26 protein-coding genes are annotated in these 25,387 nt (G+C 70.0%); 14 read left to right on the top strand and 12 right to left on the bottom strand.

Features of this window, described 5'->3' with window-relative positions:
- The first annotated feature begins 211 nt into the window (after nucleotides 1-211).
- Nucleotides 212-1,252: an NADP-dependent oxidoreductase gene (locus AB0F17_RS25595; protein WP_358027207.1), complete on the top strand. Its 1,041-nt coding sequence runs from the start codon at nucleotides 212-214 to the stop codon at nucleotides 1,250-1,252.
- A 252-nt stretch (nucleotides 1,253-1,504) separates the two neighbouring features.
- Here AB0F17_RS25595 and AB0F17_RS25590 read toward each other — a convergent pair whose 3' ends face one another.
- Together AB0F17_RS25590 and AB0F17_RS25585 are read right to left on the bottom strand one after the other, a co-directional pair.
- Nucleotides 1,505-2,128 (bottom strand): TetR/AcrR family transcriptional regulator, encoded by a 624-nt coding sequence (locus tag AB0F17_RS25590; RefSeq protein WP_358027204.1) that lies wholly within the window; start codon nucleotides 2,126-2,128, stop codon nucleotides 1,505-1,507.
- 67 nt (nucleotides 2,129-2,195) lie between these two features.
- Nucleotides 2,196-3,017 carry a glucose 1-dehydrogenase gene (locus AB0F17_RS25585; RefSeq protein WP_358027201.1) on the bottom strand — a complete coding sequence of 274 codons (822 nt, stop codon included), beginning with the start codon at nucleotides 3,015-3,017 and terminating at the stop codon, nucleotides 2,196-2,198.
- Between the two features lie 135 nt (nucleotides 3,018-3,152).
- Here AB0F17_RS25585 and AB0F17_RS25580 point away from each other — a divergent pair, with 135 nt between their 5' ends.
- The 3 genes from AB0F17_RS25580 to AB0F17_RS25570 all read left to right on the top strand — a co-directional run bounded on the left by AB0F17_RS25580 (nucleotide 3,153) and on the right by AB0F17_RS25570 (nucleotide 7,209).
- Nucleotides 3,153-4,214 carry an extracellular solute-binding protein gene (locus AB0F17_RS25580; protein ID WP_358027199.1) on the top strand — a complete coding sequence of 354 codons (1,062 nt, stop codon included), beginning with the start codon at nucleotides 3,153-3,155 and terminating at the stop codon, nucleotides 4,212-4,214.
- Nucleotides 4,215-4,311: 97 nt separating this feature from the next.
- Nucleotides 4,312-5,469 (top strand): ABC transporter ATP-binding protein, encoded by a 1,158-nt coding sequence (locus AB0F17_RS25575; RefSeq protein WP_358027197.1) that lies wholly within the window; start codon nucleotides 4,312-4,314, stop codon nucleotides 5,467-5,469.
- 3 nt (nucleotides 5,470-5,472) lie between these two features.
- The gene (locus AB0F17_RS25570) at nucleotides 5,473-7,209 is read left to right on the top strand and encodes an iron ABC transporter permease (protein WP_358027194.1); all 1,737 of its coding nucleotides are present in this window, start codon (nucleotides 5,473-5,475) and stop codon (nucleotides 7,207-7,209) included.
- A gap of 161 nt (nucleotides 7,210-7,370) precedes the next feature.
- Here AB0F17_RS25570 and AB0F17_RS25565 read toward each other — a convergent pair whose 3' ends face one another.
- Nucleotides 7,371-7,562, bottom strand: coding sequence for a hypothetical protein (locus AB0F17_RS25565; protein ID WP_358027191.1), 192 nt, complete (start codon nucleotides 7,560-7,562; stop codon nucleotides 7,371-7,373).
- Between the two features lie 353 nt (nucleotides 7,563-7,915).
- Between AB0F17_RS25565 and AB0F17_RS25560 the strand changes: the two genes are divergently transcribed.
- A complete protein-coding gene (locus tag AB0F17_RS25560) occupies nucleotides 7,916-9,514 on the top strand; it encodes a 2Fe-2S iron-sulfur cluster-binding protein (protein WP_358027188.1) in 1,599 nt (532 codons plus the stop codon).
- A 245-nt stretch (nucleotides 9,515-9,759) separates the two neighbouring features.
- On the opposite strand, the gene AB0F17_RS25555 is transcribed toward AB0F17_RS25560, so the two are convergent.
- Nucleotides 9,760-9,978 carry a nitroreductase/quinone reductase family protein gene (locus tag AB0F17_RS25555; RefSeq protein WP_358027185.1) on the bottom strand — a complete coding sequence of 73 codons (219 nt, stop codon included), beginning with the start codon at nucleotides 9,976-9,978 and terminating at the stop codon, nucleotides 9,760-9,762.
- Between the two features lie 29 nt (nucleotides 9,979-10,007).
- Entirely contained in the window at nucleotides 10,008-10,649 is a 642-nt protein-coding gene (locus AB0F17_RS25550; protein ID WP_358027183.1) for an NAD(P)H-dependent oxidoreductase, read from the bottom strand.
- A 208-nt stretch (nucleotides 10,650-10,857) separates the two neighbouring features.
- Here AB0F17_RS25550 and AB0F17_RS25545 point away from each other — a divergent pair, with 208 nt between their 5' ends.
- The 3 genes from AB0F17_RS25545 to npdG are packed head-to-tail and all read left to right on the top strand — an operon-like array spanning nucleotide 10,858 to nucleotide 14,838.
- Nucleotides 10,858-13,446 (top strand): bifunctional FO biosynthesis protein CofGH, encoded by a 2,589-nt coding sequence (locus tag AB0F17_RS25545; protein ID WP_358027180.1) that lies wholly within the window; start codon nucleotides 10,858-10,860, stop codon nucleotides 13,444-13,446.
- Between the two features lie 13 nt (nucleotides 13,447-13,459).
- On the top strand, nucleotides 13,460-14,158 hold the full coding sequence (locus AB0F17_RS25540; RefSeq protein WP_358027178.1) for a 2-phospho-L-lactate guanylyltransferase: 699 nt from the start codon (nucleotides 13,460-13,462) through the stop codon (nucleotides 14,156-14,158).
- Complete coding sequence (gene npdG, locus AB0F17_RS25535) at nucleotides 14,155-14,838, top strand: NADPH-dependent F420 reductase (RefSeq protein ID WP_358027175.1); 684 nt, start codon at nucleotides 14,155-14,157, stop codon at nucleotides 14,836-14,838. The genes AB0F17_RS25540 and npdG overlap by 4 nt, the downstream gene beginning before the upstream one ends.
- Before the next feature lie 102 nt (nucleotides 14,839-14,940).
- Here npdG and AB0F17_RS25530 read toward each other — a convergent pair whose 3' ends face one another.
- The gene (locus AB0F17_RS25530; RefSeq protein WP_358027172.1) at nucleotides 14,941-15,360 is read right to left on the bottom strand and encodes a PPOX class F420-dependent oxidoreductase; all 420 of its coding nucleotides are present in this window, start codon (nucleotides 15,358-15,360) and stop codon (nucleotides 14,941-14,943) included.
- A gap of 97 nt (nucleotides 15,361-15,457) precedes the next feature.
- Between AB0F17_RS25530 and AB0F17_RS25525 the strand changes: the two genes are divergently transcribed.
- From AB0F17_RS25525 to AB0F17_RS25515, 3 genes are all read left to right on the top strand, one after another.
- A complete protein-coding gene (locus AB0F17_RS25525; RefSeq protein ID WP_358027169.1) occupies nucleotides 15,458-15,970 on the top strand; it encodes a MarR family transcriptional regulator in 513 nt (170 codons plus the stop codon).
- Nucleotides 15,937-16,599, top strand: coding sequence for an MBL fold metallo-hydrolase (locus AB0F17_RS25520; RefSeq protein ID WP_358027166.1), 663 nt, complete (start codon nucleotides 15,937-15,939; stop codon nucleotides 16,597-16,599). The genes AB0F17_RS25525 and AB0F17_RS25520 overlap by 34 nt, the downstream gene beginning before the upstream one ends.
- Nucleotides 16,600-16,754: 155 nt before the next feature.
- The gene (locus AB0F17_RS25515; protein ID WP_358027877.1) at nucleotides 16,755-16,910 is read left to right on the top strand and encodes a VOC family protein; all 156 of its coding nucleotides are present in this window, start codon (nucleotides 16,755-16,757) and stop codon (nucleotides 16,908-16,910) included.
- Between the two features lie 16 nt (nucleotides 16,911-16,926).
- Here the strand turns inward: AB0F17_RS25515 and AB0F17_RS25510 are convergent, their stop codons facing one another.
- The 3 genes from AB0F17_RS25510 to AB0F17_RS25500 form a co-directional block, all read right to left on the bottom strand.
- On the bottom strand, nucleotides 16,927-17,478 hold the full coding sequence (locus AB0F17_RS25510) for a YciI family protein (RefSeq protein ID WP_358027163.1): 552 nt from the start codon (nucleotides 17,476-17,478) through the stop codon (nucleotides 16,927-16,929).
- Nucleotides 17,479-17,572: 94 nt separating this feature from the next.
- On the bottom strand, nucleotides 17,573-18,778 hold the full coding sequence (locus AB0F17_RS25505; protein ID WP_358027875.1) for a carboxylesterase family protein: 1,206 nt from the start codon (nucleotides 18,776-18,778) through the stop codon (nucleotides 17,573-17,575).
- A 120-nt stretch (nucleotides 18,779-18,898) separates the two neighbouring features.
- On the bottom strand, nucleotides 18,899-19,777 hold the full coding sequence (locus tag AB0F17_RS25500; protein WP_358027160.1) for an alpha/beta fold hydrolase: 879 nt from the start codon (nucleotides 19,775-19,777) through the stop codon (nucleotides 18,899-18,901).
- Nucleotides 19,778-19,854: 77 nt separating this feature from the next.
- Here AB0F17_RS25500 and AB0F17_RS25495 point away from each other — a divergent pair, with 77 nt between their 5' ends.
- Entirely contained in the window at nucleotides 19,855-20,697 is an 843-nt protein-coding gene (locus tag AB0F17_RS25495; protein WP_358027158.1) for a helix-turn-helix domain-containing protein, read from the top strand.
- A 129-nt stretch (nucleotides 20,698-20,826) separates the two neighbouring features.
- On the opposite strand, the gene AB0F17_RS25490 is transcribed toward AB0F17_RS25495, so the two are convergent.
- A complete protein-coding gene (locus AB0F17_RS25490; RefSeq protein WP_358027155.1) occupies nucleotides 20,827-21,483 on the bottom strand; it encodes a CBS domain-containing protein in 657 nt (218 codons plus the stop codon).
- A 276-nt stretch (nucleotides 21,484-21,759) separates the two neighbouring features.
- Here AB0F17_RS25490 and AB0F17_RS25485 point away from each other — a divergent pair, with 276 nt between their 5' ends.
- Complete coding sequence (locus AB0F17_RS25485) at nucleotides 21,760-22,653, top strand: ABC transporter ATP-binding protein (protein WP_358027152.1); 894 nt, start codon at nucleotides 21,760-21,762, stop codon at nucleotides 22,651-22,653.
- Nucleotides 22,650-24,239 carry an ABC transporter permease gene (locus tag AB0F17_RS25480; protein ID WP_358027150.1) on the top strand — a complete coding sequence of 530 codons (1,590 nt, stop codon included), beginning with the start codon at nucleotides 22,650-22,652 and terminating at the stop codon, nucleotides 24,237-24,239. Before AB0F17_RS25485 ends, AB0F17_RS25480 begins: the two co-directional genes overlap by 4 nt.
- 76 nt (nucleotides 24,240-24,315) lie before the next feature.
- Here AB0F17_RS25480 and AB0F17_RS25475 read toward each other — a convergent pair whose 3' ends face one another.
- Together AB0F17_RS25475 and AB0F17_RS25470 are read right to left on the bottom strand one after the other, a co-directional pair.
- Nucleotides 24,316-24,789, bottom strand: a complete 474-nt coding sequence (locus tag AB0F17_RS25475) for a nitroreductase family deazaflavin-dependent oxidoreductase (protein ID WP_358027147.1) — start codon at nucleotides 24,787-24,789, stop codon at nucleotides 24,316-24,318.
- A 78-nt stretch (nucleotides 24,790-24,867) separates the two neighbouring features.
- Complete coding sequence (locus tag AB0F17_RS25470) at nucleotides 24,868-25,320, bottom strand: helix-turn-helix domain-containing protein (protein ID WP_358027144.1); 453 nt, start codon at nucleotides 25,318-25,320, stop codon at nucleotides 24,868-24,870.
- Nucleotides 25,321-25,387 lie beyond the last annotated feature (67 nt).

Raw genomic sequence — 25,387 nt, 5'->3', positions numbered from 1 at the left:
TTCTGGAACTTTGGTCGCACGTATGCCTTGCTCGCCACGTGCACCGCGACACCCGAGAGCGGCCCCGTAGCTACCTCCACACTCGGACCACCAGAGGTGGACGGGCCGAACACTGCATGATACGAATTCAGTTCATGAAAAACTCTGGCCAGAGGTGCGGCGGGACCACCGAGTTGCCGCCAGCCGGGGCGGCACGCGAAGGCGTGCGGCCATGATCGGCCGTGAGGTTCAGCCGGTCGCGTACCCGCGCGGCGAGGTCCGTCCGTCGGACTTCCGCGTCGTCGAGGTCCCCGTGCGGGATCCGCGGCCGGGCGAGGTGCTCGTCCGCAACACGTGGACCTCCGCCGACGCCGCACTGCGGCTGCGACTCAGGGAGAAGTCGCCGCCGGGCTACTTCCCGGCCTTCCCGCTCGGCGCGCCGATGGACGGCATCATGACGGTCGGCGAGGTCATCGCGTCGCGCGTCGACGGGTTCGCACCGGGTGACACCGTCTGGCACGCCTCCGGGTGGCGCGACTACTCGCTCGTCGAGGCGGGCGGCCAGGCTCTGGGCGGCGTGGGCACGCTCACCAGGCTCGACGTCGAGGGCGTGCCCGCGCAGGCCTACCTCGGTGTGCTGGGCGCCAACGGGCTCACCGCGTACGCCGGGCTCTTCCACATCGCCGCCCTGCGGGAGGGTGACGTCGTGTGGGTCTCTGCGGCGGCGGGCTGCGTCGGCGGCCTCGTGGCGCAGATGGCGAAGATCCGCGGGCACCGCGTCATCGGCAGCGCAGGCTCCGCCGAGAAGGTGCGCTACCTCCTGGACGAGCTGGGCCTGGACGCCGCGTTCGACTACCGGGCCGGCTCCATCCCGGAGTCGCTGCGCGAGGCGGCACCCGACGGCATCGACGTCTACTTCGACAACGTGGGCGGCGACCACCTGCAGGCCGCGCTCGGCGCGCTGCGCAAGGGGGGCCGCGTGGCGATCTGCGGCATGATCTCCGAGTACGACGCCCCTGAGCAGCCGCCAGGGCCGTCCAACCTCATGCTGGCGGTGACCAACGACCTGACGATCCGCGGCTTCCGCGCCAGCAGCAACGCCCACCTGCTGCCCGAGATGACGCGGGAGGTGGGGGCATGGATCCGGGAGGGCCGCCTCCGCTACCGGGAGACGGTCATCGAGGGCCTGGAGCGGGCGCCGGTGGCGCTGGCCGGGCTGATGCGCGGCGACAACATCGGCAAGACGCTGGTACGGATCGACGCCGCCGGCTGAGACGGCGACAGCCGGTGAGCCCTCGTCAGGGCTCACCGGCTGGGTCTCACTGGCCGGAGCTCACCGCTCGGGGTCAGCCGTGAACAGCTCGGCCCCCGCGCCCATGACGGCGATGCGCCGGCCCAGCAGCGTGATCAGGAAGCGGATGTCCGAGGCGACGAGCTTGAGCCCGCTCTCCGGGTCCGGCCCGTCCAGACAGGCGTAGCAGTCGGTCAGTCGCAGCGCAGCGGCCCTCCGGCCGTTAGTTCTCCACTAGCTCTCGACCATGCGCAGCGCGCACCCGACGTAGAAGTCGCGCACCGCGTTGAGGGTGAGCCGTCCGCCCCAGCGGTACCACCGCCAGACACTGACCAGCAGCCCCAGCACGGCCTGGGCGAGGGTGTGCGGGTCACGCCGGGGGAACACCCCGGCCTCCATCCCGCGTTCCAGCAATCCGGTCCACGCCACCTCTATGTCGTGGACGAGGACGCGGGACGCCTGCCGGGCCTCCTCCTCGCGCTTGGAGCTGCGCGGGGTCTCCAGCAGGCCGATGTGGTTCTGCAGGATGCGCATCTGCAGCACCTCCTGCTGGGTGACGTCGAAGGCGCCGGACAGCGCGGCCCGCAGCCCCTCCGCCGGGTCGACGCCGGCCGCGGCCTCCAGGAAGTGCTCATGTGAGCGGTGCAGCTCGTGGTGCATGATGGTCAGCAGGCAGTGCGCCTTCGACTCGAAATAGTGATAGAGCGACGTCTGGCTGATGCCCACCCGGCCGGCCACGGCCGACCACTTGGTGGCCTCGTAGCCGAACTCCCCGAAGTAGCCGACGGCGGCCTCCAGGATGGCGCCGCGCTTGGACCGCGGTCCCGCGTCCATGTCAGCGATAGGCTTCCCCGCCACGCCTCCTCCTCTCGGAACGATCGCATCGTAGTCTACCGAACTGAGGTTGGTTCATGCCGCGAAATGATCAGACCGTGTCCAGTCCGAGGGTGTCGACCGTGCCGCGCCAGGCGAGCGAGCCGCCGTCGACGAGCCAGACCACGCCGTTGACGTACGCCGCCTCCCCGCTGGCCAGGAAGCAGACCAGGGCCGCGATGTCGTCCGGGGTGCCGATGCGCCCCACGAGCTGGGTGCGGGTCAGCATGCGCCGTCGTTCGTCCCGGTTGTCCCCCGCGTCCAGGTAGTCGCTCACCATCCTGGTCTCCGTCGCGCTCGGACAGTAGCAGTTGACCCTGATCCCATACCTGGCCAGCTCGACCGCCAGGTTCTTGGTGAGCAGCGCGACCCCGCCCTTGCTGGCCCCGTACGCCAGGCTCGACACCCCGCCGACCAACGAGCCGGAGGAGCCGCAATTGATGATCGACGGCCCGCGCGTGCTCCCCTTCAGGTACGGCACCGCGAACTTCGCGCACAGCCAGGAGCCGCGCAGGTTGACCGCCATCACCCGGTCCCACGCCTCCAGCGGCATCTCCTCGATCGAGAGCGGGACGCCGAGCATGGTCTCGTGAATGCCGGCGTTGTTGTGCAGGACGTCGATCCCGCCGAACGCCTCGGCCGCGGCCCGCATCAGCTCGCGCACCTGGTCCGCGTCGGTGACGTCGCAGTGCTGGTAGCAGGCCCTGCCGCCGGCCTCGGTGATCTCCTCGACGGTACGGGCGCCCGCCACGTCGTCGAGGTCGGCCACGACGACGGCGGCCCCGCGCGAGGCCGCCATCCGCGCCGTGGCGGCGCCCATGCCCCGTGCCGCGCCGGTGATCACGAAGGTCATGCCGTCCAGCTGAGCGCCCATGGGTTACTCCCTTGCTAAAACTGAGTTCAGTTTGGTAACTTCCAGGAAATCTAAGCCAGCGGCCACAAACCAGCAAGAAGTCAGCACGGGGGCACGTCGGTTCAGCTGGGAGCCGGTTCATCTGAGGAGCCCAGAATGCGCGCACATCCGCGACGGCCCAGTGCTCTGCCCGTCGTCCTGCTGCTGATGACCAGCCTGTCCCTGGCCGCGTGCGGCGGAGGCGGCGAGACGCAGGTCCAGGCCGTGCCCGCCTCGGCGGGCGTGGACGCGCTGATCGAGGCGGCGAAGAAGGAAGCCAAGATCACCGTCTACTCCGCCCAGGGGCTGGACGCCCTGAACGCTCTGGCCTCCGCCTTCGAGGCGAAGTACCCGGGCATCGACGTCGAGCCGGTCCGCGGCGTCGACGGCGACCTCAGCGTCAAGATCGAGACAGAGTTCCAGACCGGCAAGGGCATCGCCGACATGTTCGTCAGCGCGAGCCTGCCCTGGGTGCAGAAGCACGCCAAGGACGGCCGCTTCCTCGCGCCGACCGGTCCGGAGCTGACCGGCAAGGGCGCCTACGACATCAAGAAGTACGTCCACCCGGGCAACTACTTCGAGACCAACTCCGCGGTGCTCACCTTCGGCTGGAACACCAAGCTCTACACCAAGGGCCTGACGGACTACACCGACCTGCTCGATCCGGCCCTGTCCGGCGGGAAGATCGGCGTCATCGAGCCCACCGCGGCCTCCATCGTCGACTTCTACCTCTGGCTGGAGGAGACCTACGGCGCCGACTTCGTGCAGAAGCTGGCCGCCCAGAAGCCGCGCATCTACCCCAGCGCCCTGCCTATGACCGAGGCACTCTCCTCCGGCGAGATCGCCGCCGGCACCTTCGTGGCACCGCTGTCGCTGGTCCCCGCCAAGGCCAAGGGCGCGCCGGTCGACTTCAAGATGCCGCCCACCGGCGCCTGGGGCGCCCGCTACTACGGCATGGTGCTCAAGAGTGGCACGCACCCCAACGCGGCCCAGCTCTTCGCCGACTTCATGGTCACCGCGAAGGGCCAGGAGCTGATCACGCCGGCCGCCGGCGCGGTGCTGCCGGACATCCCCGGCACGCTGATCACCAACGACAAGGTGCGGCTGCAGGACCCGGCCAAGCTGACGCCCGAGGTCGTCACCGCCTACCACACGAAGTGGAAGTCACTCTTCCAGTAACCCCCTTCCCGCTCCGTCCAGCGATGGATGCCATGGCAGGCACCCGCGCCACGCGGGCGCCTGCCTGGTCCGATCTCCCCACATAAGGATTTTCGCCATGTCCCACGTGCGCATCGAGGGTCTGACCAAACGATTCGCCGGCAAGCCGCCCGCCGTCGCGGTGGACGACCTGTCACTGGAGATCGAACCGGGCGAGTTCGTGGTGCTCCTGGGCCCCAGCGGCTGCGGGAAGACGACCACGCTGCGCTGCCTGGCCGGCCTGGAGACGCCCGACGAGGGGCGCATCTCGCTGGGCGAGGAGACGGTCCTGGACCTGCGCGGGAAGCTCAACCTGCCGCCGAACAAACGGCGGATCGGGATGGTGTTCCAGTCGTACGCGCTGTGGCCGCACATGACGGTGCGCCGCAACATCGGCTACCCGCTGCGGGCCCGGCGCGTGGCCCGCGACCAGTCGCGGCAGTGGATCGAGGAGACCGCGGAGCTCGTCGACTGCGGGGCGCTGCTCGACCGCTACCCGGCCCAGCTCAGCGGCGGCCAGCAGCAACGGGTCGCGCTGGCGCGCGGCCTGGTCGCCCGGCCCGACCTGGTGCTCTTCGACGAGCCGCTCAGCAACCTCGACGCCCGGCTGCGCGACCAGGTCCGCGCCCAGCTGCACGAGCTGCACACCCGGCTCGGCTTCACCGCGGTGTTCGTCACCCACGACCAGAGCGAGGCGCTCGCCCTCGGCAGCCGCCTGGCGATCATGAGGGCCGGCCGGATCGAGCAGCTCGACACACCCCAGACCGTGTTCGAGGCCCCGGCCACCGAGTACGTCGCCGGTTTCATCGGCATGTCGAACCGGCTCCCGCTGCGCCGCCACGGCGACGGCTGGGACCTGAGCCCGCAGGGGGACGAGCCGCCCCAGGACATCGCCGGCGAGCTGCCGGTGCCACGCCCGTACGACGAGATCGCCGTACGACTGCGACCCGACGATGTGCAGCTCGCACCCGCCGGGCAGAAGCCGCCCGCGGGCGGCGTCGGCCTCGCCGCGCAGGTCGTGGACGCGCAGTTCGGCGGTCGGCACATGGACGTGACCATCTCGGTCGCCGGAAACCGTCTGCAGGCCCGCGCCGCGCTGACCGGCAGCCAGTGGGCCCGGAACCTGGCGCCCGCCCAGCAGGTCACCGCCTGGTTTCCCGCCGAGGCCGCCATCTGCTACGACTCCGGTGGCGTGCGCGTCGAGGCGCACCCGACCGCCACCACCGTGGGGGCGTGAGACGTGGCCGCACCCGTTGCCCCTCCTGTCGAGACGGCTGCGCCCGCCGCCATGCCACCGGCGCGCACCACGGCCCTGGCCCGCGCGCGGCGGCTGCTGCCGTGGCTGGGCGCGCTCACCTTCCTGGCCGTCATCGGCTACCTCGTCCTCGCGCCCCTGATCGGCCTGCAGTGGCTGGCGTTCGAGGACGGCGGCCGTGGCTACGCCGCCGCCTTCGACGACCCGCAGATCGGCGTCACCCTGCGCACCACCGTGGGGCTGTCGCTGGGCTCGCTGGTCATCGCGCTCGTCCTCGGGACGCTGCTCGCGTGGGCGGCGACCCGGCTGCCGCCCCGCCTGCGCCTGCTGCGCGCGCTGCCGATCCTGCCCATCGTGGTCCCGGCCGTGGCGGCGGTGACCGGCTGGGCGTTCCTGCTGTCGCCCCGGCCGGGCTACCTGAACGCGCTGATGCGCCAGCTGCCCTGGTGGAGCCACCTGGAGGAGGGGCCGGTCGACATCTACACGCTGCCCTGGATCGTGATCATCACCGGTTTCGGGCTGACGGCGTTCGTCTACCTGTTCGTCAGCTCGGGCTTCGCCGGAATCAACTCCGAGCTGATCGAAGCGGCGCAGGTCAGCGGGTCGTCGGCCACCGGGGTGTTCTTCCGGGTGACGCTGCCGCTGCTGCGGCCGGTGCTGGTGTACGGCGGGTTCGTGGCGCTGCTGCTGGGGCTCGGCCAGTTCACCGGGCCGCTGCTGCTCGGCCGTACCAACGGCATCAACGTGCTGACCACCGGCATGTACGTCGCGGTGTCGCAGAGCCCCGTGGACTTCGGCAAGGCCGCGGCGATCGGGTCGCCGCTGCTGCTCGTCGGCATCGCGGTCGTCCTGTGCCAGAAGGTGATGCTCGGCGATCACAGCCGTTTCGTCACCCACGGCGGCAAGGGGTTCAAGGGCGGCGGGCGGCCGTCGCGGCTCGCGGTCGTGGCCATCGTCCTGTACGGCCTGATCGCCATGGGGCTGCCGCTGGGCGCCCTCGCGATCGTGTCGCTGTCGTCCTTCTGGAGCGGCACGATCGACGTGAGCGGGTTCACCCTGGACAATTTCCGGCGCATCTTCGCCGAGTCCGGCATCACCGACGCCATCGTCAACAGCCTCACCATCTCCGTCATCTCGGTCGCCATCGCGCTGCCCGTGGGCTTCATCGCCGCGACGCTGCTGCTCAAGGGGCGACGCTTCCGGGCCGTCCGGACGGCCGTGGACTTCATCGTGGCCATGCCGCTCGGGATCCCGGCCGTGGTGTTCGGGGCGGGATTCCTGCTGACGTACAGCCGCGAGCCGTTCATCCTGTACGGCACGCACGAGGTGATCGTGCTGGTGTACGTCACGCTGATGCTGCCCTTCACCACCCGGATGCAGTTGTCCGGGATGGTGGCGCTCGGCGACACCTACCAGGAGGCGTCCCGCACCAGCGGGGCCGGCCCGCTGCGGACGAACGCCGAGATCGTGCTGCCGCTGATGCGGCCCACGCTGGCGGGCGCGGCGGCGCTCATCTTCGTGCTGCTCACCCACGAGTTCACCGCGTCGCTGCTGGTGCGGGCACCCACGACGCAGGTGATGGGGACGATCCTGTTCGACTACTGGTCCAACGGGTCGTATCCGACGGTCGCGGCCATCGCCCTGGTCATGACGCTGGTGACGTCGGCCGGTGTCTTCGCGGCCATGGCCGCCGCCGGCCCCGACGTCTTCGACAAGCTCTGACCGTCTCGGCTCCGGGAAGGAGACGACCGTGCCCCACACGTTCGACATCAGCGACGAGGTCGCGGGGGTGGACATGGCCGCGCTGCAACGGTACTTCGACACCCGCGTGCCAGGGTGCCGCTCTGGCTGAGCCTCATCCACGGCGGGCGGTCCAACCTCACCTACCAGGTGACCGACGGGCACAACCGCTGGCTGCGCGCCCGGCCCGCCCCGCGCACCCCCGCCAGGTACGCGCACGCCTCGACATGCAACCCGAGGTCCTCATCCACCACCACCCACGACACCGACTCATCGGCGACCACCACCCGCTCGGGCCGGTAGAACCGAGGCAGCGCACCTAACATGCCTGACATGCCTAAAGACCCCTGAATACTGGTGAGGCAGGAACGCGCCAACCCTACTTGCCTCACATGGCTGACTACTGAACTTGCCCAAGACAACCTGGGCCGCGGCGGGGAACACCCCCCACCAGCAACGCGCCCGCGACGGCGACGATCAGGCGTTTGACTCTCACGGATTCCTCCGCTCTTCGAGTGATGTGCGATATGCACCTGTCAAGCAGTAGGCGTTCGTCGGCGAGACGCTCCGGGTGAACGGCTCGGTCGCCGAGCGATCCCCTGGTCGGATCGTCGTCGAGGTCAGCCAGGCCTATGTCCACTGTGCGCGTGCGATTCTCCGGTCCCGGCTGTGGGACCCGGTCGTTCCGATGGCGTCCGTTCCCGCCGTCGCCGACGGGCCGCTGTCCGGCGCGGGCGTCGCCGGCTTCCTGGGGCCCACGCCGTTCTTCGTCGTGTCCTCCTGGGACCGTGACGGCGGCAGCGACACGAGCCCGCGCGGTGACACGCCCGGCTTCGTCCAGGTGATCGACGGGCACACGCTGGCCATCCCGGACCGGCGCGGCAACAAGCGCGCGGACACCTCTCGCAACCTGCTCGCCGACGACCGGATCTCCGTGGCGATGCTCGTTCCCGGCCGTACGGACGTGCTGCATCTGAGCGGTACCGCCGTGGTCACCGACGACGCGAACCTGCTGGCGGACATGGCGCTGGGCGGCGCCGTCCCGCAGGCCGCTCTCATCGTCACCGTGGAGCGGGCCGAAGTGCGGCACAACCAGGCCGTCGCCGCCGCGAACATCTGGGACCGCGCCAACCGCGTCGACGCGGCCACGCTCTCCGAGCTGATGGCGTTGACGACACGGCAACTCGGCGTGCGGAAGCCGGCGTTGCGCTGGCTGGCCAGGTCGCTGGCCGCGTTGTCCCCGCTGATCCGACGGATCATCAACGCCACCTACCGCCGCGCGCTCAAGAAGGAAGGCTACGGCGTTGCGACCGGCTCCCGCCCCGGGCGGCCGGTGCGGGTGATCGACGTGATCCGGGAGACTTCCGACGCGGTCACGCTGGTGTTCTCCGGGGCCGACACGGGGTTCGCGCCCGGCCAGTTCTACACGCTCATCATGGAGATCGACGGGCGTACCGTCCGGCGCGCCTACTCGGCCACCTCCGTCCCCGGCACGGATCGGCTCGCGCTGACCGTCAAACGGAACGGGCTCTGCTCCACCTATCTCAACGACCACGCCCGCGTCGGCACCGAGATGCGCGTCCTCGGGCCGTCCGGCAACTTCGGCGTGACGGATCCCGCGGCGGCCGGCGCGGACTATGTCCTGATCGGCGCCGGCAGCGGCATCACGCCGCTCATGAGCATCATGCGTACGGTGCTCGCCGCCTCGCCCGACACCACGATCACCCTGCACTACGGCAACCGCACCGAGGCCGACATCATCTTCGCCGACGAACTCACGGCGATGCGAGACGCCCATCCCGGCCGTCTCACGGTCCACCACGTGCTGTCTCGCCCCGACCCGGGTTGGACCGGCCGCACCGGCCGAATCGGCCCCGATCACCTGACCTGCTCAGAGGGGGCCCACTACTACGTCTGCGGACCGGCGGCCATGCTGACCAGCGTCCGGGACTGTCTCACCGGCCTCGGCGTCGCCTCGGACCGCCTGCACGAGGAGGAGTTCACCAGCGCGCCCGAGGCGGCTCCCGAGCTGACCGCACGGACGATGACGGTCGAGAACGTCGGTGACGTGGTGGTCGCCACCGGCCAGACCATGCTCGACGCGGGCCTCGCCGCAGGTGTGCCGATGCCTTATTCGTGCACCGTCGGCAGTTGTGGCGAATGCCGGATCCAGCTCCTCCATGGCGAGGTGCGGGGCACCGTCGAGGACGGCGGCGTCCTCACCTGCGTCTCCTATCCGCTGACCGACACCGCCGTCGCGATCGGACCGGCGGAACCTCGGGACTGAAAGCGTCGTGGCGGCCGCCATAACTGTTCGAACAGCTAAAAATATCTCTCTCATCGCAGAGGCGTGCCACGAAAGACTGATGACATCCACCCTCTACCTGATCAGCGGGTCGTGACGCAGTTCACAACTTCCGGGGAATGTCCGATCACAATTTACTTGTTCAGACAGCCAATGACGCGATGGGCGCCAGGCAAGTGGCGCCGCCCTGAGCGGCGACCTTCTCAGAACAAGGAATGTGATCATGCCTACGGTTCAGCGCACAACCCCGGGAACCAGCCGACCGGATTCGTCCGCTCCAGTCCGCTCTTGCGGCCGATCGTGGTCAGGACCAGGGCGTTGAAGCCCATGAAGGTGCCGCCGCCCTTGCGGCGAATCCGCCTGGCCATCACCTTGTTCAGCCATCGGAACGCCCATCCGGCCGGCAGACGGGCGCCGCGGGTTCCGGCGGGTGTGTTGAAGCTCATGTGACTTCCTCCATCGGTACGAGCGAGAGTCATGCCCGGGCGGCGGCCATCGCGGCCCTGGCCCGGATGACGCCGGGGATCAGCTCTCCTTCGATGCGGGCCCTGTTCAGCACGGAGGACCACCAGGCCAGGTCGTCGAGCATGATCTGCAGGCTGATGTCCGCCGCGGCATTGACCGGCTCGTCCTGGTCGTCGAAAGCCGCCTGCACGTACGGGATCACCACGGTGTTGCGCAGCGGAACAGCTTCGGCCTCGACGAACATGTGAGCCAGATGCTCGATCGCGCGGATCCCTCCCCCGACGCCACCGCTGTAGCCGACGGCCGCCACCGGCTTGTTGCGGAACCCGAACGACATCCACACGTTGTCGATGGCGTTCTTCAGCCCGCCGGGAACGCTGTGGTTGTACTCGGGGGTGATGACGACGAAGGCATCGGCTTGCTTCACCTTCTCGTTCCAGGCCCGCACGATCGGCTCGGAGTACGTCGGGTCGCTCATGTCGCCGATCGTCCCCATGTGCTCGGCGAAGATCGGCAGCGGCCACTCCCGCAGATCGGCGAGCTCGACCTCGAAGCCGTCGTACGCACGGACCCGCGACATGACCCAGGGCAGCACACGATCCGCCGCCCGGGTGGGGCGGGTGCTCCCGACGATGACAAGAAGTTTCGGCATGTGCTGCTCTCCGGATGGTCGATGCGCCGGCCCGGCCGCGCTGCGAGGGACGGCGGGCCGAGAGGGGGCCTCGCGGGCACTACAGTTATCGACGCATACTGTACATGTCATTAACTATGTTCGCACAGTGCCACTCACCAGGGAGATTCATGAGCTGCGACATCGCCCACCTGTGGACCTCGACCGCACGCGAGCAGGAGGGGTGTCTGTGAGCCAGGGTGTCGTGCCCGGCGAGTCGGCCGTCCGCCGGGCGTTGCGTCGAGCCAGGGACGGCGTCGCCCTCGACAAGACCGAGGCCGAGATGCTGCTGCACGCCCGCGGTGCGCAACTGACGGAGTTGCTGGCCGCCGCGTCCCGGGTGCGCGACGCCGGGCTCGTCGAGGCGGGCCGGCCAGGGGTGATCACCTATTCCCGCAGCGTGTTCGTACCGCTGACCAAGCTCTGCCGGGACCACTGCCATTACTGCACGTTCGCCACCGTTCCCGGGCGTACGCCGGCGGCGTTCCTCAGCGAGGACGAGGTGCTCGACATCGTCCGGCGCGGCGCCGAACTGGGCTGCAAGGAGGTCCTGTTCACTCTCGGGGACCGGCCGGAGGACAGATGGACCGCGGCACGCGAGTGGCTCGATGAGGCCGGCTACCCGGACACGCTCTCCTACGTGCGGGCGATGTCGATCAAGGTGCTGGAGGAGACCGGGGTGCTGCCGCACCTGAACCCAGGCGTGCTGACCTGGACCGACTTCCAGCGGCTCAAGCCGGTGTCGGCGTCGATGGGCATGATGCTGGAGACGACCGCGACCCGGCTGTGGTCGGAGAAGGGCGGCCCGCACCACGGCTCGCCCGACAAGGAGCCGGCCGTCCGGCTGCGCGTGCTCGAGGACGCCGGGCGCAGCTCGGTGCCGTTCACCACCGGGATCCTGATCGGCATCGGCGAGACCCTCGCCGAGCGGGTCGACTCGCTGTTCGCGATCCGCAAGGTGGCCCGGCAGTACGGCGGCATCCAGGAAGTCATCGTGCAGAACTTCCGCGCCAAGCCCGACACCGCGATGGCCGGCATGGCCGACGCCACACTCGACGAGCTCGCCGCGACCGTCGCGGTCGCCCGCCTGGTGCTGGGGCCGAAGATGCGCATCCAGGCGCCACCGAACCTGATCGCCGGCGAGTTCGAGCTGCTGCTGCGGGCCGGGATCGACGACTGGGGCGGGGTGTCGCCGCTGACGCCCGACCACGTGAACCCCGAGCGGCCGTGGCCGCAGGAGGAGACGCTGGCCGAGCACACCGAGAGGGCGGGGTTCTCGCTCGCGGAGCGGCTGCCGATCTACCCGGAGTACGTGCTTCGCGGGGAGCCGTGGCTGGATCCGCGGGTCGCCGGGCACGTCGCCGCTCTCGCCGACCCGGCCACAGGTCTGGCCGCCCCGGACGTCCGGCCGGTCGGGCGGCCGTGGCAGGAGCCGGAGGTCGCGCTGATCTCGACCGGGCGGACAGACCTGAACGCGTCGATCGACACCGAAGGCCGCACGTCGGATCGGCGGGACGACTTCGACTCCGTGTACGGGGATTGGGAGACGCTGCGGAATCAGGTGGCGGCGATGCCCTCCGCGATGTCGTCCGGCCCGGCCCGCGGGATCCGCCGGGAGTTCTCCGCCGCGCTGCTGCGTGCCGAGTCCGACCCGGGTGGGCTGTCCGATGAGGACAGCCTCATGCTGCTGTCCGCCGGCGAGGGCCCCGAGATCTCGGCGCTCGCCGCGCTGGCCGACGACGTCCGCCGGGACGCGGTCGGCGACGAGGTGACCTATGTGGTCACCCGGAACATCAACTTCACCAACGTCTGCTACACCGGCTGCCGGTTCTGCGCGTTCGCGCAGCGGCGTACGGACAGCGACGCGTACACGCTGTCGCTGGAGCAGGTCGGTCAGCGGGCGGAGCAGGCGTGGTCGGTCGGCGCGACCGAGGTGTGCATGCAGGGCGGCATCCACCCGGACCTGCCCGGCACGGCGTATTTCGACATCGCCGCCGAGGTGAAGCGGCGCGCGCCGGGGCTGCACGTGCATGCCTTCTCCCCCATGGAGGTAGTGAACGGCGCATCGCGTACCAACCTCTCCATTCGCGACTGGCTGACCGCGGCGAAGGAAGCCGGGGTGGACTCCCTGCCCGGCACCGCGGCCGAGATCCTCGACGACGACGTCCGCTGGATCCTGACCAAGGGCAAGCTTCCGACGGCGTCCTGGATCGAGGTCGTGACCACGGCCCACGAGCTGGGCCTCCCGACGACGTCGACGATGATGTACGGCCACGTCGACAACCCGGCGCACTGGGTGGCCCACATCAAGCTGATCAGGGACATCCAGGCGCGAACGGGTGGGTTCACCGAGTTCGTGCTGCTGCCCTTCGTCCACACGAACGCGCCGCTCTACCTGGCCGGCATCGCCCGCCCAGGCCCCACGCACCTGGAGAACCGGGCCGTGCACGCCCTGGCCCGGCTGCTGCTGCACGGCCAAATCCCGAACATCCAGACGAGTTGGGTGAAGCTGGGCCCGGCGGGGGTGGTCGACGTGCTCCGCGGCGGCGTGAACGACCTGGGCGGCACGCTGATGGAGGAGACCATCAGCCGCATGGCGGGCTCGGAGAACGGCAGCTACAAGACGATCGCCGACCTCGCGGCCCTGGCGCACGCCGCCGGCCGCCCCGCCCGCCAGCGAACGACCACCTACGGCGAGGTCCCCGCGGAACGCCTGGCGACAGGCCGCGAGCACGACGGCGTCTGGCGGCCGAACCTGCTCCCGCTGATCAGCGGCTGACTCGATGGGTCGTGTGGAGTATGAAGTGGACCTGGTCGTCCCCATCAAGGGGCTGGACCGGGCGAAGTCGCGGCTGCGCGGCGCCGTGCCGCCGTACGAGCACGCCGACCTCGTGCTCGCGCTGCTGCTGGACACCGTGACAGCCGCCGCGCAGGCCGGCGGGGTCCGGCGGGTCCTCGTGGTCTGCGAGGACGAGCGGATCCCGGCGGCGCTGGCCGGCACCGGCGTGGAGTGCGTCGACGAGCGCGGCCTTCCCGGCCTGAACGCGGCCCTGGCGTTCGGCGCGGAGTACCTGCGCACTCCGAACGACACCGTCAGAGCGGAGCACCCGCACACGCCGAACGGCACGGTCGGCGCGGAGCACCCGCGCACGGCGAACGGCACAGTCGGCGCGCTGCAGGCCGACCTGCCCGCGCTGCGCCCGGCCGACCTGTCCGCGGCGATCGAGGAGGCCGCCGGGCGGCGGGCGTACTGCGCGGACCGGCCGGGCACCGGGACCACGCTGCTGCTGGCCGCACCCGGGGAGCCGCTCCACCCGCGCTTCGGCCGGCGCTCCGCCGACGCGCACGCCGCCACCGGCGCCGTGCGGGTCGGCGGGTCGCTGGCGTCACTGCGGTGCGATGTGGACACCGAGTCCGATCTCGCCGTCGCGGCCGAGATCGGACTCGGAAAGTTCACCCTCGCCCGTTCTACCGCCGCATCCGGCGGATGAGCGAAATAACCAACACAGGAGGAAACGTGACCGACGTGACAAGCCTGACCGTGGGTGTGTTCGGGGGCACCGGCCCGCAGGGGAAGGGCCTCGCAGTGCGCTGGGCCAGGGCCGGCATCAAGGTGATCATCGGCTCGCGGAGCGCCGAGCGTGCCGAGACGACCGCCGACGAGCTGGGTGACGGCGTGACCGGCATGGACAACCAGGACACAGCCGCCATGGCGGACGTCGTGCTCGTCGCGGTGCCATGGGAGGGCCACGGTGAGCTGCTGGCCTCGCTGCGGGACCAGCTCGTCGGCAAGGTCGTCATCGACTGCGTGAACCCGCTCGGCTTCGACAAGCAGGGCCCCTTCGCGCTCCCCGTCGAGGAGGGGAGCGCCGCGCAGCAGGCGGAGAAGCTGCTGCCGGAGTCCCGGGTGACGGCGGCGTTCCACCACGTGTCGGCGGTGCACCTCGCCGACCTGTCGATCCCTGAGCTGCGAACCGACGTGCTCGTACTCGGCGACGATCGCGAGGCCACCGACCTGGTGCGCGCGCTGGCCGACGCGGTGCCGGGCATGCGGGGCGTGTACGGCGGGCGGCTGCGCAACGCCCACCAGGTGGAGGCGCTGACCGCCAACCTGATCGCGATCAACCGCCGCCACAAGGCACACGCGGGAATCCGCATCACCGACGTGTGACGATCCCGCCGCCACCGTCTCGCCGAGCGTCAGTTCGCGAACGCCCTGCCGCTCGGCGAGACGGTGGTGAACGTCGCACGGCCGAGCGCCGGGGATGTCCGGCTACGCGCCCACGGCTTGATGCGCGGTGCGCTGGACGTGGACCTCGCGGTCATGGGTGAACGGCAACCCTTCCAGGTTGAAGCTCCACGACACGGTGGGGACGATCCGCATGTAGGACGCGGGCCCGAACTGGCCTGGGCGTTCCACGAGTTCGGCTTCGCCGTAGATCCGCAGGTAGCGGGGCGTCCACGGGTCCGCTGACAGCAGGTCGTCGATGACGAGCGCGACCTTGGTGTTCCCGTCCCGCACATTGCGGAATTTCCGCGTCTTGTCTGGGTCGATGCCGCCCACATACAGGTGCGTACCGTCGAACTCGAACCCCACCGGCACCACGTCCGGCTGGTCGTCGGCCGAGACGGTGGCGATCCGGGCCAGTCGCTGGGATCGCAGGTAGGCGAGCTCTTCTTCGTTGAAAGACACCTGGGGCCTCCTCATGTGATGATCTATGCACGGCCAAGAAAGTTCATGCCACACACTGTACGCGTCATTAACTATATGCGTACTGTACCGTAGTGCCGTGGATGAGACGGCGCAAGCGATGGTGGCCACGGCGACGGCCGCTGGGCAGGGGTGCGTAACGGATGACGCGCACGACCCGCAGATCGACGTCGCCACCGGACTGGTGCAGCTCACCGGGCTGGTGCAGGGCATCTACACCCGCATCTCCGAACGCCACGATCTGACCCCCGTCCAGGCCAAGCTCCTGTGCGTCCTGCTCGACGGCCCCAGAGGCATGGCCGAACTCGCCCGCTGCTTCGGCGTGGAGAAGGCCGCACTCACCGGCCTCATGAACCGTGCCGAGCGGCGCGGCCTCGCCCAGCGATCATCCGTACCCGGTGACCGGCGGGCGGTGCAGGTCACGCTGACCGACGCCGGCCGCCAGGCGGCGATCGCCTTCCACACCGAGGTGAGCGCGGAGCTGGGTCATCTCACTTCGCAGCTCACCACCCACGACCGCGAACGCTTCCGCAGCACGACGGCCGAGATCATCACCAGGTGCCGGACGTCGTCCCTCTCGAACACCTGCTGAAGAACCCCAGCGGCCACGATGAGGAAGGCGGCCGCCACGACCGGCTTGATCCCGGCGTCACCCGCGAAACCGCGGCCGCCCAGATCCGGTCGCTTGGATACACCACCGATGACGTCAGACACATCGTGCTGACCCATCTGGACTTTGACCACATCGGCGGACTGGCCGACTTTGCGAGCGCGGTCGTGCACACGACCGCCGCTGAACAGCAGGCCGCCATGATCACCCCGGGCGAGGTGGAGAAGCAACGCTACCGGCCGGTCCAATGGGCCCATCGTCCCATCATGTCGCTCTACGAAGGCCCAGGGGAGCCGTGGCGCGGCTTCACCGGCGCCTACCAAGTCAACGGACTCGACGACCGATTCGCGCTCTCTTCGACGGCAGCAGCGCGAACCTCACAGACCACACCGGACGCCCGCTGGAACCCCGGCCGGAGCTCCGGCTGCTCGAACAGCAGGCCGCCATCGACCCCGGTGCCATCGCCGCCAACCACCGCCGGCTCGCCCAGCTCAACACCGAGCCGGGCGTTCAGATCGTCTGTTCCCATGACCCCCGCGTCTTCGCTGCGGTCACAGCTCTCCGCTCGAATCTGTCCGTCGAACCTGGCCACCCCCCCAACGGGGCCATAGGGGAGGCCTTCGAACGCTCCTCTCGCCCCGCCCCGCCGGTCAACTCCCGCAAACGCGGGAGCCAGGACGCGTTTGTCGGTCACCCGGCCGCGAACCCGATCGGATTTCGGGTGGCTCTCACCACGTGATCTCGGCGGCTCCCGGTCCTCCTCGAGATCGAGGTCGACGACCCGGACGCCGTCGGCGAACGCATCATCGCTCACGGCGCCGAGGTGGTCGTGCCGATCGAGAACCGGCCCTATGGCAAGCGCTCGGGCCGCATTCGTGACCCATTCGGCCACCTGTGGATCATCACCGGCGAGCTTCGCTAACACGCCGAATCTCGGGTTATGAGGACCGCCCGCCGAACTGCCAGTTGTGCACCTCGATGTCCGCGTACCGGTTCGTGGTCAGGACGCTGCGTGCGATGTCCGCGTTCGGCGCCCGGACCAACGCCGCCGTGCCCAGCCAGGTGGCGCCGTCGTCGGACAACAGCGGCCCGTAGGCGATCAGCGAGTCCCCGTCGGGCGGCACGGCGATGTCGGCAGCCTGCCCCGTGCCGAGGCCGAGCACCAGGTACCGGTTGCCGCCGGTCCGGCCGCCGGGGAAATCCCACATGGTGCGCCCCAGCGTGTTGCGCCACCGTCGCAGCAGAACGTCCCGGTATACGCCAGCCTGGTAGTTCGGCTCGTCGAAGGCGAACGCGCGGGCGGCGACGGGATCGGGAAGGTCGACGATGTGCACGCTGCCAGTGGGTGTGTCGCCGTCGTCGGCCATGGTCGGGCCCCGGGCGATCATCTCCTTTGCGTACCCATCCATATAGGACCAATGCAGCTCAAGTAGCTCGTCGCGCAGCGCTAGGGAGCCGGGCCGGTCGCGGTGGTAGCAGAGGAACTCCATGCCCATAGTTTCGCCCGCCCTCGCACAAGGCGTTCCGGAAACGATCGTTCGCACTCGTGGGGTGAGAGCGTTCTCGAGGGGACGGTTCTTGCCGTTACCGGATGCGGTCCCAGCAGGTGCGCTCGGCGGCGGCCGGGTCGTCGGTGACGGTGACGCGATCGGAGATCAGGCCGGTGGCGCGGCGGCTGTTGTCGTAGGCCGGCCATCCCGGGTCTCCGCGGGTGATGAAGTCCACCCACACCTTGTGTGCCTGGTCGGCGACGGCCTGCGACGGCGTGGCGCCGAGGCGCGGCCGGACGTCATCGCGGCCGATGGTGTCGAACACGTACGGCACTTCCGAGCCGTGGCACGCGCCCAGCCGGCTGTTGTCCTCGGGATCGGGGTGGTCGAACCGGTAGGTCCAGGTGTTCGCCGTCCCCCGACGAGCGCGGGCTTCGGCGACCCGGATCGACGGGATGGCGTAGTACCAGTCGGTGATGACGGCGGCCAGCAGGTCGCCCGGCCCGGCTCCCGGCCGGTTGGCGCGATAGGCGGCCAGCGACTCCACCGGCAGGCCGTACGCTTCGGCGGCCGACTCGAGCGTCGCGTCGTCGATCAGGTCGATGGCGCCCGGCGCGACGAGGAACAGGCGGGCTTCGTCACGGTTCGATCCGATCAGCAGGGCGACGTCGGCGCCCTGCCCGGTGCTGATCGCCGGCAGGGGTGCCTGGGGCAGTGTGACGCCGTCGACGGTCGGCGCGAACGGCAGCAAGTTCAGCGCGAGCTTGCCCCACTTGATTGGATCGGGGGTGGTCTGCACCTCGACGACCAGGTCCGACGCGGCCTGGATGAGCCGCTCGAGCGGAACCGCTTCGATAGAGTCCCGATCCGCCGGCACGCCCAGCGAGTCGGCGAGGAAGCCGCTGACCTTGAGCGCCTCGTCGCGGGTAAGCGTGTGCGCGGCCGCGCCGCTCTGCGCGATGGCCTGGCTGAACATGCCCTCAGCGAGCGGCATCGAGAGCAGCGCGGTCACGCTCATGGCCCCGGCCGACTCGCCGGCCACGGTGACCCGCGCCGGATCGCCGCCGAACATGGCGATGTTGGCCCGCACCCAGCGCAGCGCCGCCAGTTGATCCAGCAGGCCGAGGTTGGCGATGCCATCGTCGAAGAAGAGGAAGCCATCGACGGCCAGCCGGTAGTTGACGGTCACGCACACGACGCCGTCGCGCGCGAACGCGCTGCCGTCGTATTCGCCGACCGACCCGGATCCGTTGGTGAACGAGCCGCCGTGGATCCAGACCAGCACCGGCTCCTCTACGATGTTCGCTCGGGCCTGGTACAGCTAGGGCTTGACGAGGTGCTCGACCGAGACTCCGGAGCTGGTACCGGATCGCCGGTCCCTGCTCGTCGCGGGCCGCCCAGGGATGCTCGTGCCGCGAGATCAGCCGCCATCCGTCGGGTGTTCCGTCGAAATGGTGGCGTGGATCGCGGCGAAGTCCAGGAGGGGGACTGCGGTCCGCGGCGGATCCTCGAGTATGGGTGAGTGTCCGAGACCGGGCAGCAACTCGACGTTCGCGCCCGGAACGGTGCGGTAGTCGGCGGCGGATGAGGATCGCCATCTGCGGTCGTCCGCGCCGAAGATCACCAGCAGCGGCTTGCCGAGGGCCACCAGCCGATCCGGGAGCGCCTGCTGCTCCAGGTAGTAGCGAGTGGCCTGCATCGTCATGGTGAGCGTGTGGTACGTCATAGCGCGTACCTCATCCAGCAACTCTTGTGGGATCTGGTAGCCCGCGCGGCTGAAACCGGTGCTCGCGAACTGGCGGATCTGCTCGTCGGTCGGCGGCCACTGCGCGGGTTCGATCGCGGCGGACTCCGATGGGATGAAGGCGTTCAGGCTGGGTCCGGTGTTGATGAGCGCGAGCGCGGTCACGAGGTCGGGTCGCTGCTCGGCGAGGGCGGTGGCGATCGCACCGCCGCTGGAATGGCCGACGACTACGGCGTGCTCGACGCCGAGCCGGTCCAGTACCGCGCCGACCCGGCGTCCCTGGTCCGGGGTCGCGTAGCTACGGTCGGCCGGTTTGGCCGACCGGCCGTGCCCGAGCAGGTCGATCCGGATGACGCGATGGGACCGGGTCAGCATCGGAACCAGCGCGTCCCACGAGCGAGTCGAGGACGCGGACCCATGGATGAGCTGGAGTACGGGGGCGTCGCGGGGGCCGTCCTGGCATACGTAGATGTCGCCGTCGTCCAGGGACAGGGTCGTACCCTCGGTGGGCTCGGCGTCGGCTTTCACGTGCGGTCCGCCGTCAGAAATGGTCATGAGCCCACTGTCGCCGCCGGTGCGCGGTGGTGGATTGGACAAATGTTCCCTTCGGCCGGCTCGCGTAGCATGGGGCGGTGCGAACTTTCGTGCACGGTACGGCTGTGTGGGACGTCGCATGCCCGCAGCGGCCCAGCCGGGTGGCCGGTGTCACCATGGCCGGGTTCCGTGTCCGTGACCTGGACGCGCTCCGGATGGTCCCGCACCCGGCCGTGACGCTGCTTCTGGAGTTCGGCACCAGTTCGCCCGTCCTGGACTATGCCGCCGGGCGGCAGCAGCGGGGAAGTGTCGTCGCCGGGCCTGGGATCGGGTCCGGAGGCGCGGTCTGGGTGCGGGGGGAGAATGTCGAGTGCGTGCAGGTGCGCCTGTCCCCGGTGATCGCACGCGCGGTTCTGGGCGTCTCCCCCGCCGACCTCGACGGTACCGTGGTGGCCCTCGACGACCTGTGGGGCCGGGAGGCGTCACGGATCCGTGAGCGACTGGGCGATGTCTCGTCGTGGCAGGATCGCTTCGCGTTGACGGACGCGCTGCTCGCGCGCCGGCATGAGGTGGGGCCGCCGGTGGACCCGGAGGTGGCTTGGGCCTGGGACCGGATCGTCGGCGACCGCGGCCTGGTCCGGGTCGACGGACTCGCGAGCGAGGTCGGATGGAGCCGTAAGCGCCTGTGGTCCCGGTTCCGGTCGCAGCTCGGCCTGCCGCCCAAGCGCGCCGTGAAGCTGGTCCGCTTCGACCATGCCGCCCACCGCCTGGTCGCGGGCGAAGGCGCGGCCCGGGTCGCGGCCGACGGCGGCTACGCCGACCAGTCCCACCTGCATCGGGATGTCGTGGCGTTCACCGGGGTGACCCCCGCGACCGTGGTCGGCGAGCCGTTTCTGGCGGTCGACGACATCGCATGGGCCGGTCACGGAGCACCCCGCTGAAGATCCACGCCTGTCACCGACTTGCCCGAGATCTGGAGCACACCTTCCGGCTGTTCAAGCAGACCCTCGGCCGGCCCGCTCCCGAGATCCGCCACTCCGATGGACCGCAACGCCGTTGCGTTCAGCCGCCTACAAGAGCGGCGGGACGATGAGGAGGTCGTCCTTGTTGTAGGTGAGCTCGGAGACGACGTCGATCACGCCCTCCACCCGGCGGATCTCCTCCACCAACTCGACGGCCTGGGAACCGCGCGCCACCCGGCCGCTGACCGTCACCACTCCGCCGGAGACGCTGGCGGACACCGGCTCCAGGTCACCGATCACGGCTTTGACATCACTCTCCAACTGGCCCGCGGACCGGGTGAAGACACGCAGCACGTCCAACTGGTGCAGGGTGCCGACGATGCGCCCGGTGACCGCGTCGATCACCGGCAGCTGCTTGATCCATTTCTCGTGCATCAACCGCGCCGCGTCGCGAACCGGGGCTCCCGGGGTCACGGTGATCGCGGGCGTGCTCATGAGCGCGGAGGCGGTGACCGCGGCTGCCTTCTCGTGCTCCTCACGCCGCTTACGGCTCTCGAAGATCGAGACGCCGTGCCGTACCGGGTCCACCTCCTTGAGCAGCAGATCGTCTTCGGAGACGACCCCCATCGGCCGGCAATCAGCGTCGACCACGCTGACCGCTCCGACGGCGTATCGCCGCATCGTGCGGACGATCTCGGCGAACGACGCGTCCTCCAGAACCGCGATGGCGACGTTCCTCATGACGTCCCTGACCTTGATGGACATGGCGGTCTCCTCTCACCTCTCCCCCGCAACGATGCTCTTGGGGCCGTATGGGCGGCATGGGTCGAACGTCCCTCGTCGCCGAGTCTTTGGTCCCGGTTCGGCAGAAACCCTCGGCCCCGAAGTTCCCGGGCGTGCTGGAGGCAGCCCCGTACCAGCGTCCGACGGATTCGCTGAGATGTGTCTGGTGTGGAGGGATCCGTGGTGTTAGCGTCGGTTGTGGAGCGCCGGGAAGTCTGGTCGGCAATGTCATATCGGACCGGCTTCAAGGAGGCGCCCATGTCGGGCAATCCTGCCATTCTCATCAGCGGGCTGACCAAGACCTTCGGGCGCGTGCGCGCCCTGGACGGACTCGATCTCACCGTGGACACGGGCGAGGTCCACGGCTTCCTCGGCCCCAACGGTGCGGGCAAAACCACCACTCTGCGCATCCTGCTCGGCCTACTGCGGGCCGGCTCCGGCCACGCCGAACTCCTCGGTGGCCACCCATGGCGCGACGCGGTCGAGTTGCACCGGCGCCTGGCCTACGTACCCGGCGACGTCGTGCTCTGGCCGACGCTGTCCGGCGGCGAGGCCATCGACCTGCTCGGGCGCCTACGCGGCGGGCTCGACCAGCGGCGCAAGAAGGCGCTGCTGGAGCTCTTCGACCTCGACCCGACCAAGAAGGGCCGCGCCTACTCCAAAGGCAACCGGCAGAAGGTGGCCCTCGTCGCGGCTCTGGCCTCCGATGTGGAACTGCTGCTGCTGGACGAACCGACCGCCGGGCTCGACCCGCTGATGGAGGCCGCCTTCCGCGAGTGCGTCACCGAGGAGCGCGGCAACGGCCGTACGGTGCTGCTGTCCAGCCACATCCTGTCCGAGGTCGAGGCCCTGTGCGACCGGGTCACCATCGTCCGCGACGGCCGAGCCGTCGAGAGCGGCACCCTGGCGCAGTTACGTCACCTGACCCGGAGCTCCATCACCGCCGAGCTCGACCGGATCCCTGACGGCCTGGCCGGGCTGGCGGGCGTGCACGAGCTGGCCGTCAGCGGCTCCCGCGTGCGCTTCGAGGTCGAGGCCGACCGGCTCGGCGGCGCGCTGCGACTGCTGACCGACGCGGGCGTACGCAGCCTGACCTGCCAACCGCCCACCCTGGAAGAGCTGTTCCTGCGGCACTATCAGAGCGCGTCATGACGGGCACGTTCGCGCTGGTACGGCTGGCGCTGCGCCGTGACCGCCTCCTCCTGCCGATCTGGATCCTGATCATCACGGGTGCCGTCGCGGCCACCGCCTCGGCGATCGGCGAGCTCTACCCCGGCATGGCACAACGTCTCGCCCTGGGCGTCACCATCGGCTCGACCCCCGCGCTGCAGGCGCTCACCGGCCCGGTCTTCGACGCGACATCGGTGGGCGGTCTGACCGCCTGGCGAGCGACCACCCTGGCCACCGGCCTGGCCGCCTTGATGAGCATCATGGTGGTGACCAGGCACACCCGCGCGGAGGAGGAAACCGGCCGCGCCGAGCTGATCGGGGCCTGCGCGGTCGGCCGCCACGCGATCCCGGCGGCCGCCGTGATCGTGGCAGGTGGCGCCAACCTCCTCATCGCGCTCCTCCTCACCGTGGCTCTGAGCGGCCAAGGACTTCCCGGTTCCGGCGCGCTCGGGTTCGGGCTCGCGGTGGGCGGCACCGGGTGGGTGTTCACCGGCATCGCCGTGGTGGCCGCGCAGGTGACCGAGCATGCCCGCACCGCCAACGGGCTGGCCGTCTCGGTACTCGGCCTGGCCTACCTGCTGCGGGCTTCGGGTGACGCCGCCGGTGTCGAGACACTGGCATGGCTGTCGCCGTTGGGCTGGGCTCAGCGAGTGCGAGCTTTTGCCGGCGAACGCTGGTGGGTGGTCGGCCTGCTGGCGCTGACCGGACTCCTCCTGGTCGGACTGGCCGCGCTGCTGGCCAGGCGGCGAGATGTGGGCGCCGGACTGCTGCCGCCCCGGCTGGGCCCGTCGAATGCCGCGCCGAGCCTGGCCAGTGCGCTGGCGCTGGCGTGGCGGTTGCAGCGGGGCGGGCTGCTGGGCTGGATGATCGGCTTCGCGATCGGCGGGGCCATGTTCGGCTCGCTGGCCCAAAGCGTGGGCGACATCGTCAACGACAACCCTCAGCTCGCTGCGATCCTGGCGCGGATAGGCGGCGCGGGGGCGCTGGTGGACACGTTCCTGGCCGCCGCGATGGGGCTGTTCGGCCTGATCGTGGGCGGTTTCGCCGTACAGGCCACGCTGCGGTTGCAGGGCGAAGAGGCCGGCAGCCGCGCCGAGCCCGTGCTGGCGGCGGCCGTACCCCGCTGGCGGTGGACGGTCAGCCATCTGGTCATCGCTCTGGGCGGCACCCCGATCATCCTCACGGCCGGTGGCCTGGCGGCCGGGCTGGCTCATGGCGTGCGAACGGGCGAGGTGGGCGAGCAGGTCCTCCGGCTGCTGGGCGCGGCCTGGGTACAGGTGCCCGCGGCGTGGGTGCTGGCCGGGATCGCGATGCTGCTGTTCGGCCTGCTGCCCCGGCTGACCGGCCTGGCCTGGGCGGCTCTGGTGGCCTTCGCCCTGCTCGGCCAGCTCGGCGAGCTGCTCCAGCTCGACGACTGGATCAGGAGCCTGTCGCCCTTCGCCCACCTCCCCCAGGTGCCCGGTGGCGAGGTGAGCGCCGCGCCGCTGCTCTGGTTGACCGCCGTCGCGATGGCGCTCGTTCTGGCCGGTGTCGCCGCGTTCCAGCGGCGGGACCTGGCCGGCAGCTGACTTGTTGGGAGATGTCCTGCTGTGTGCCGGTGGCCGCGATGCTGACGCTGGCGGCTTCTCCAGCGTGGTGGGGGCATCAGGCACGTGGCGCGAACCGCACGAACGGGATGTGCCGCCCGACCTCCCGGTAGTCCTGCGCGCTGCCGTCGATCGCGAAGCCCATGATCTTGCAGAGCCGGCGGGCGGCGGCCGGGTGACGGGGGGCGTACCGGGCCATGATCTCCGCACCCTCGTCGGCGGGGAGCGGGGTGGCGGTCACCTGGAGGGTCCGGCCACCGACCTGGATGGTGATGTCTGGGGTCTTCATGACGTTCTGGTACCAGTCGGCCTTCGGCCCGAATCCGGAGGCGGCCACGTAGCCGTGCTCTCCGTGTTCGATGACCTCGATGACGGCCTGGCGCGGCCGGCCGGAGACGCGGCCGATGTGGGCGAGCAGCATGATCCGGCGCCCCAGCAGCGGGCCCAGCCCTATCCGGTACAGCCGGATAGGGAGGCGCCACAGCCTGCGGCGCAGCCCGGCGGGCGGGCCGGGCCTTTTGATGATCTGCATGGTTCAGTCCTTTCCGGCGTCAATTACGTGCGGGCAGGTGCCTCCTGGGGTGTCATGAAACTGTGGAGGCGGTCCCGATCACGCGGCTGCGCCTGGGCCTGGCAGGAAGTCGACGTCGCTCGCGTGCATCGGCTCGCCGCAGTGGGCGCAGCGCAGGTCGACACGGCTGATCTCGCCACACGCGTGATGGCGGTAGAGCACCGGCGGCCCGGCCTCGCCGGCGAGCCACTTGTCCCCCCAGCCGGCCATGACCATGAGCAGGTCGACCAGCTCGGCACCCTTCACCGTCAGGCGGTACTCGTAGCGCGGCCGATTGTCGTAGGGATGGCGCTCTAGAACGCCCTGGTCGACGAGGTGGTTGAGCCGCTCGGTCAGCACCTTGCGCGAGATCCCTAGGTCAGCCTGGAGCTGGTCGAAGCGACTCATCCCCACCCATACGTCGCGCAGGATCAGCGGCGACCACGGCTCTCCGATCACATCGAGGGTGCGCGCGATGGAGCAGGCCATCTCCCCGAACTTCGTGCGTTGCATGCGATCAGTCTAGCAATTGGGGTTCCCTTACGGAACTCATCGCGCTACGCTAGTGGAGTCTCTTCAA

The organism is Nonomuraea sp. NPDC026600 (genome assembly GCF_040638335.1).
Taxonomy (GTDB): Bacteria; Actinomycetota; Actinomycetes; order Streptosporangiales; family Streptosporangiaceae; genus Nonomuraea.
This window is presented reverse-complemented; position numbering and strand designations above follow the sequence as displayed.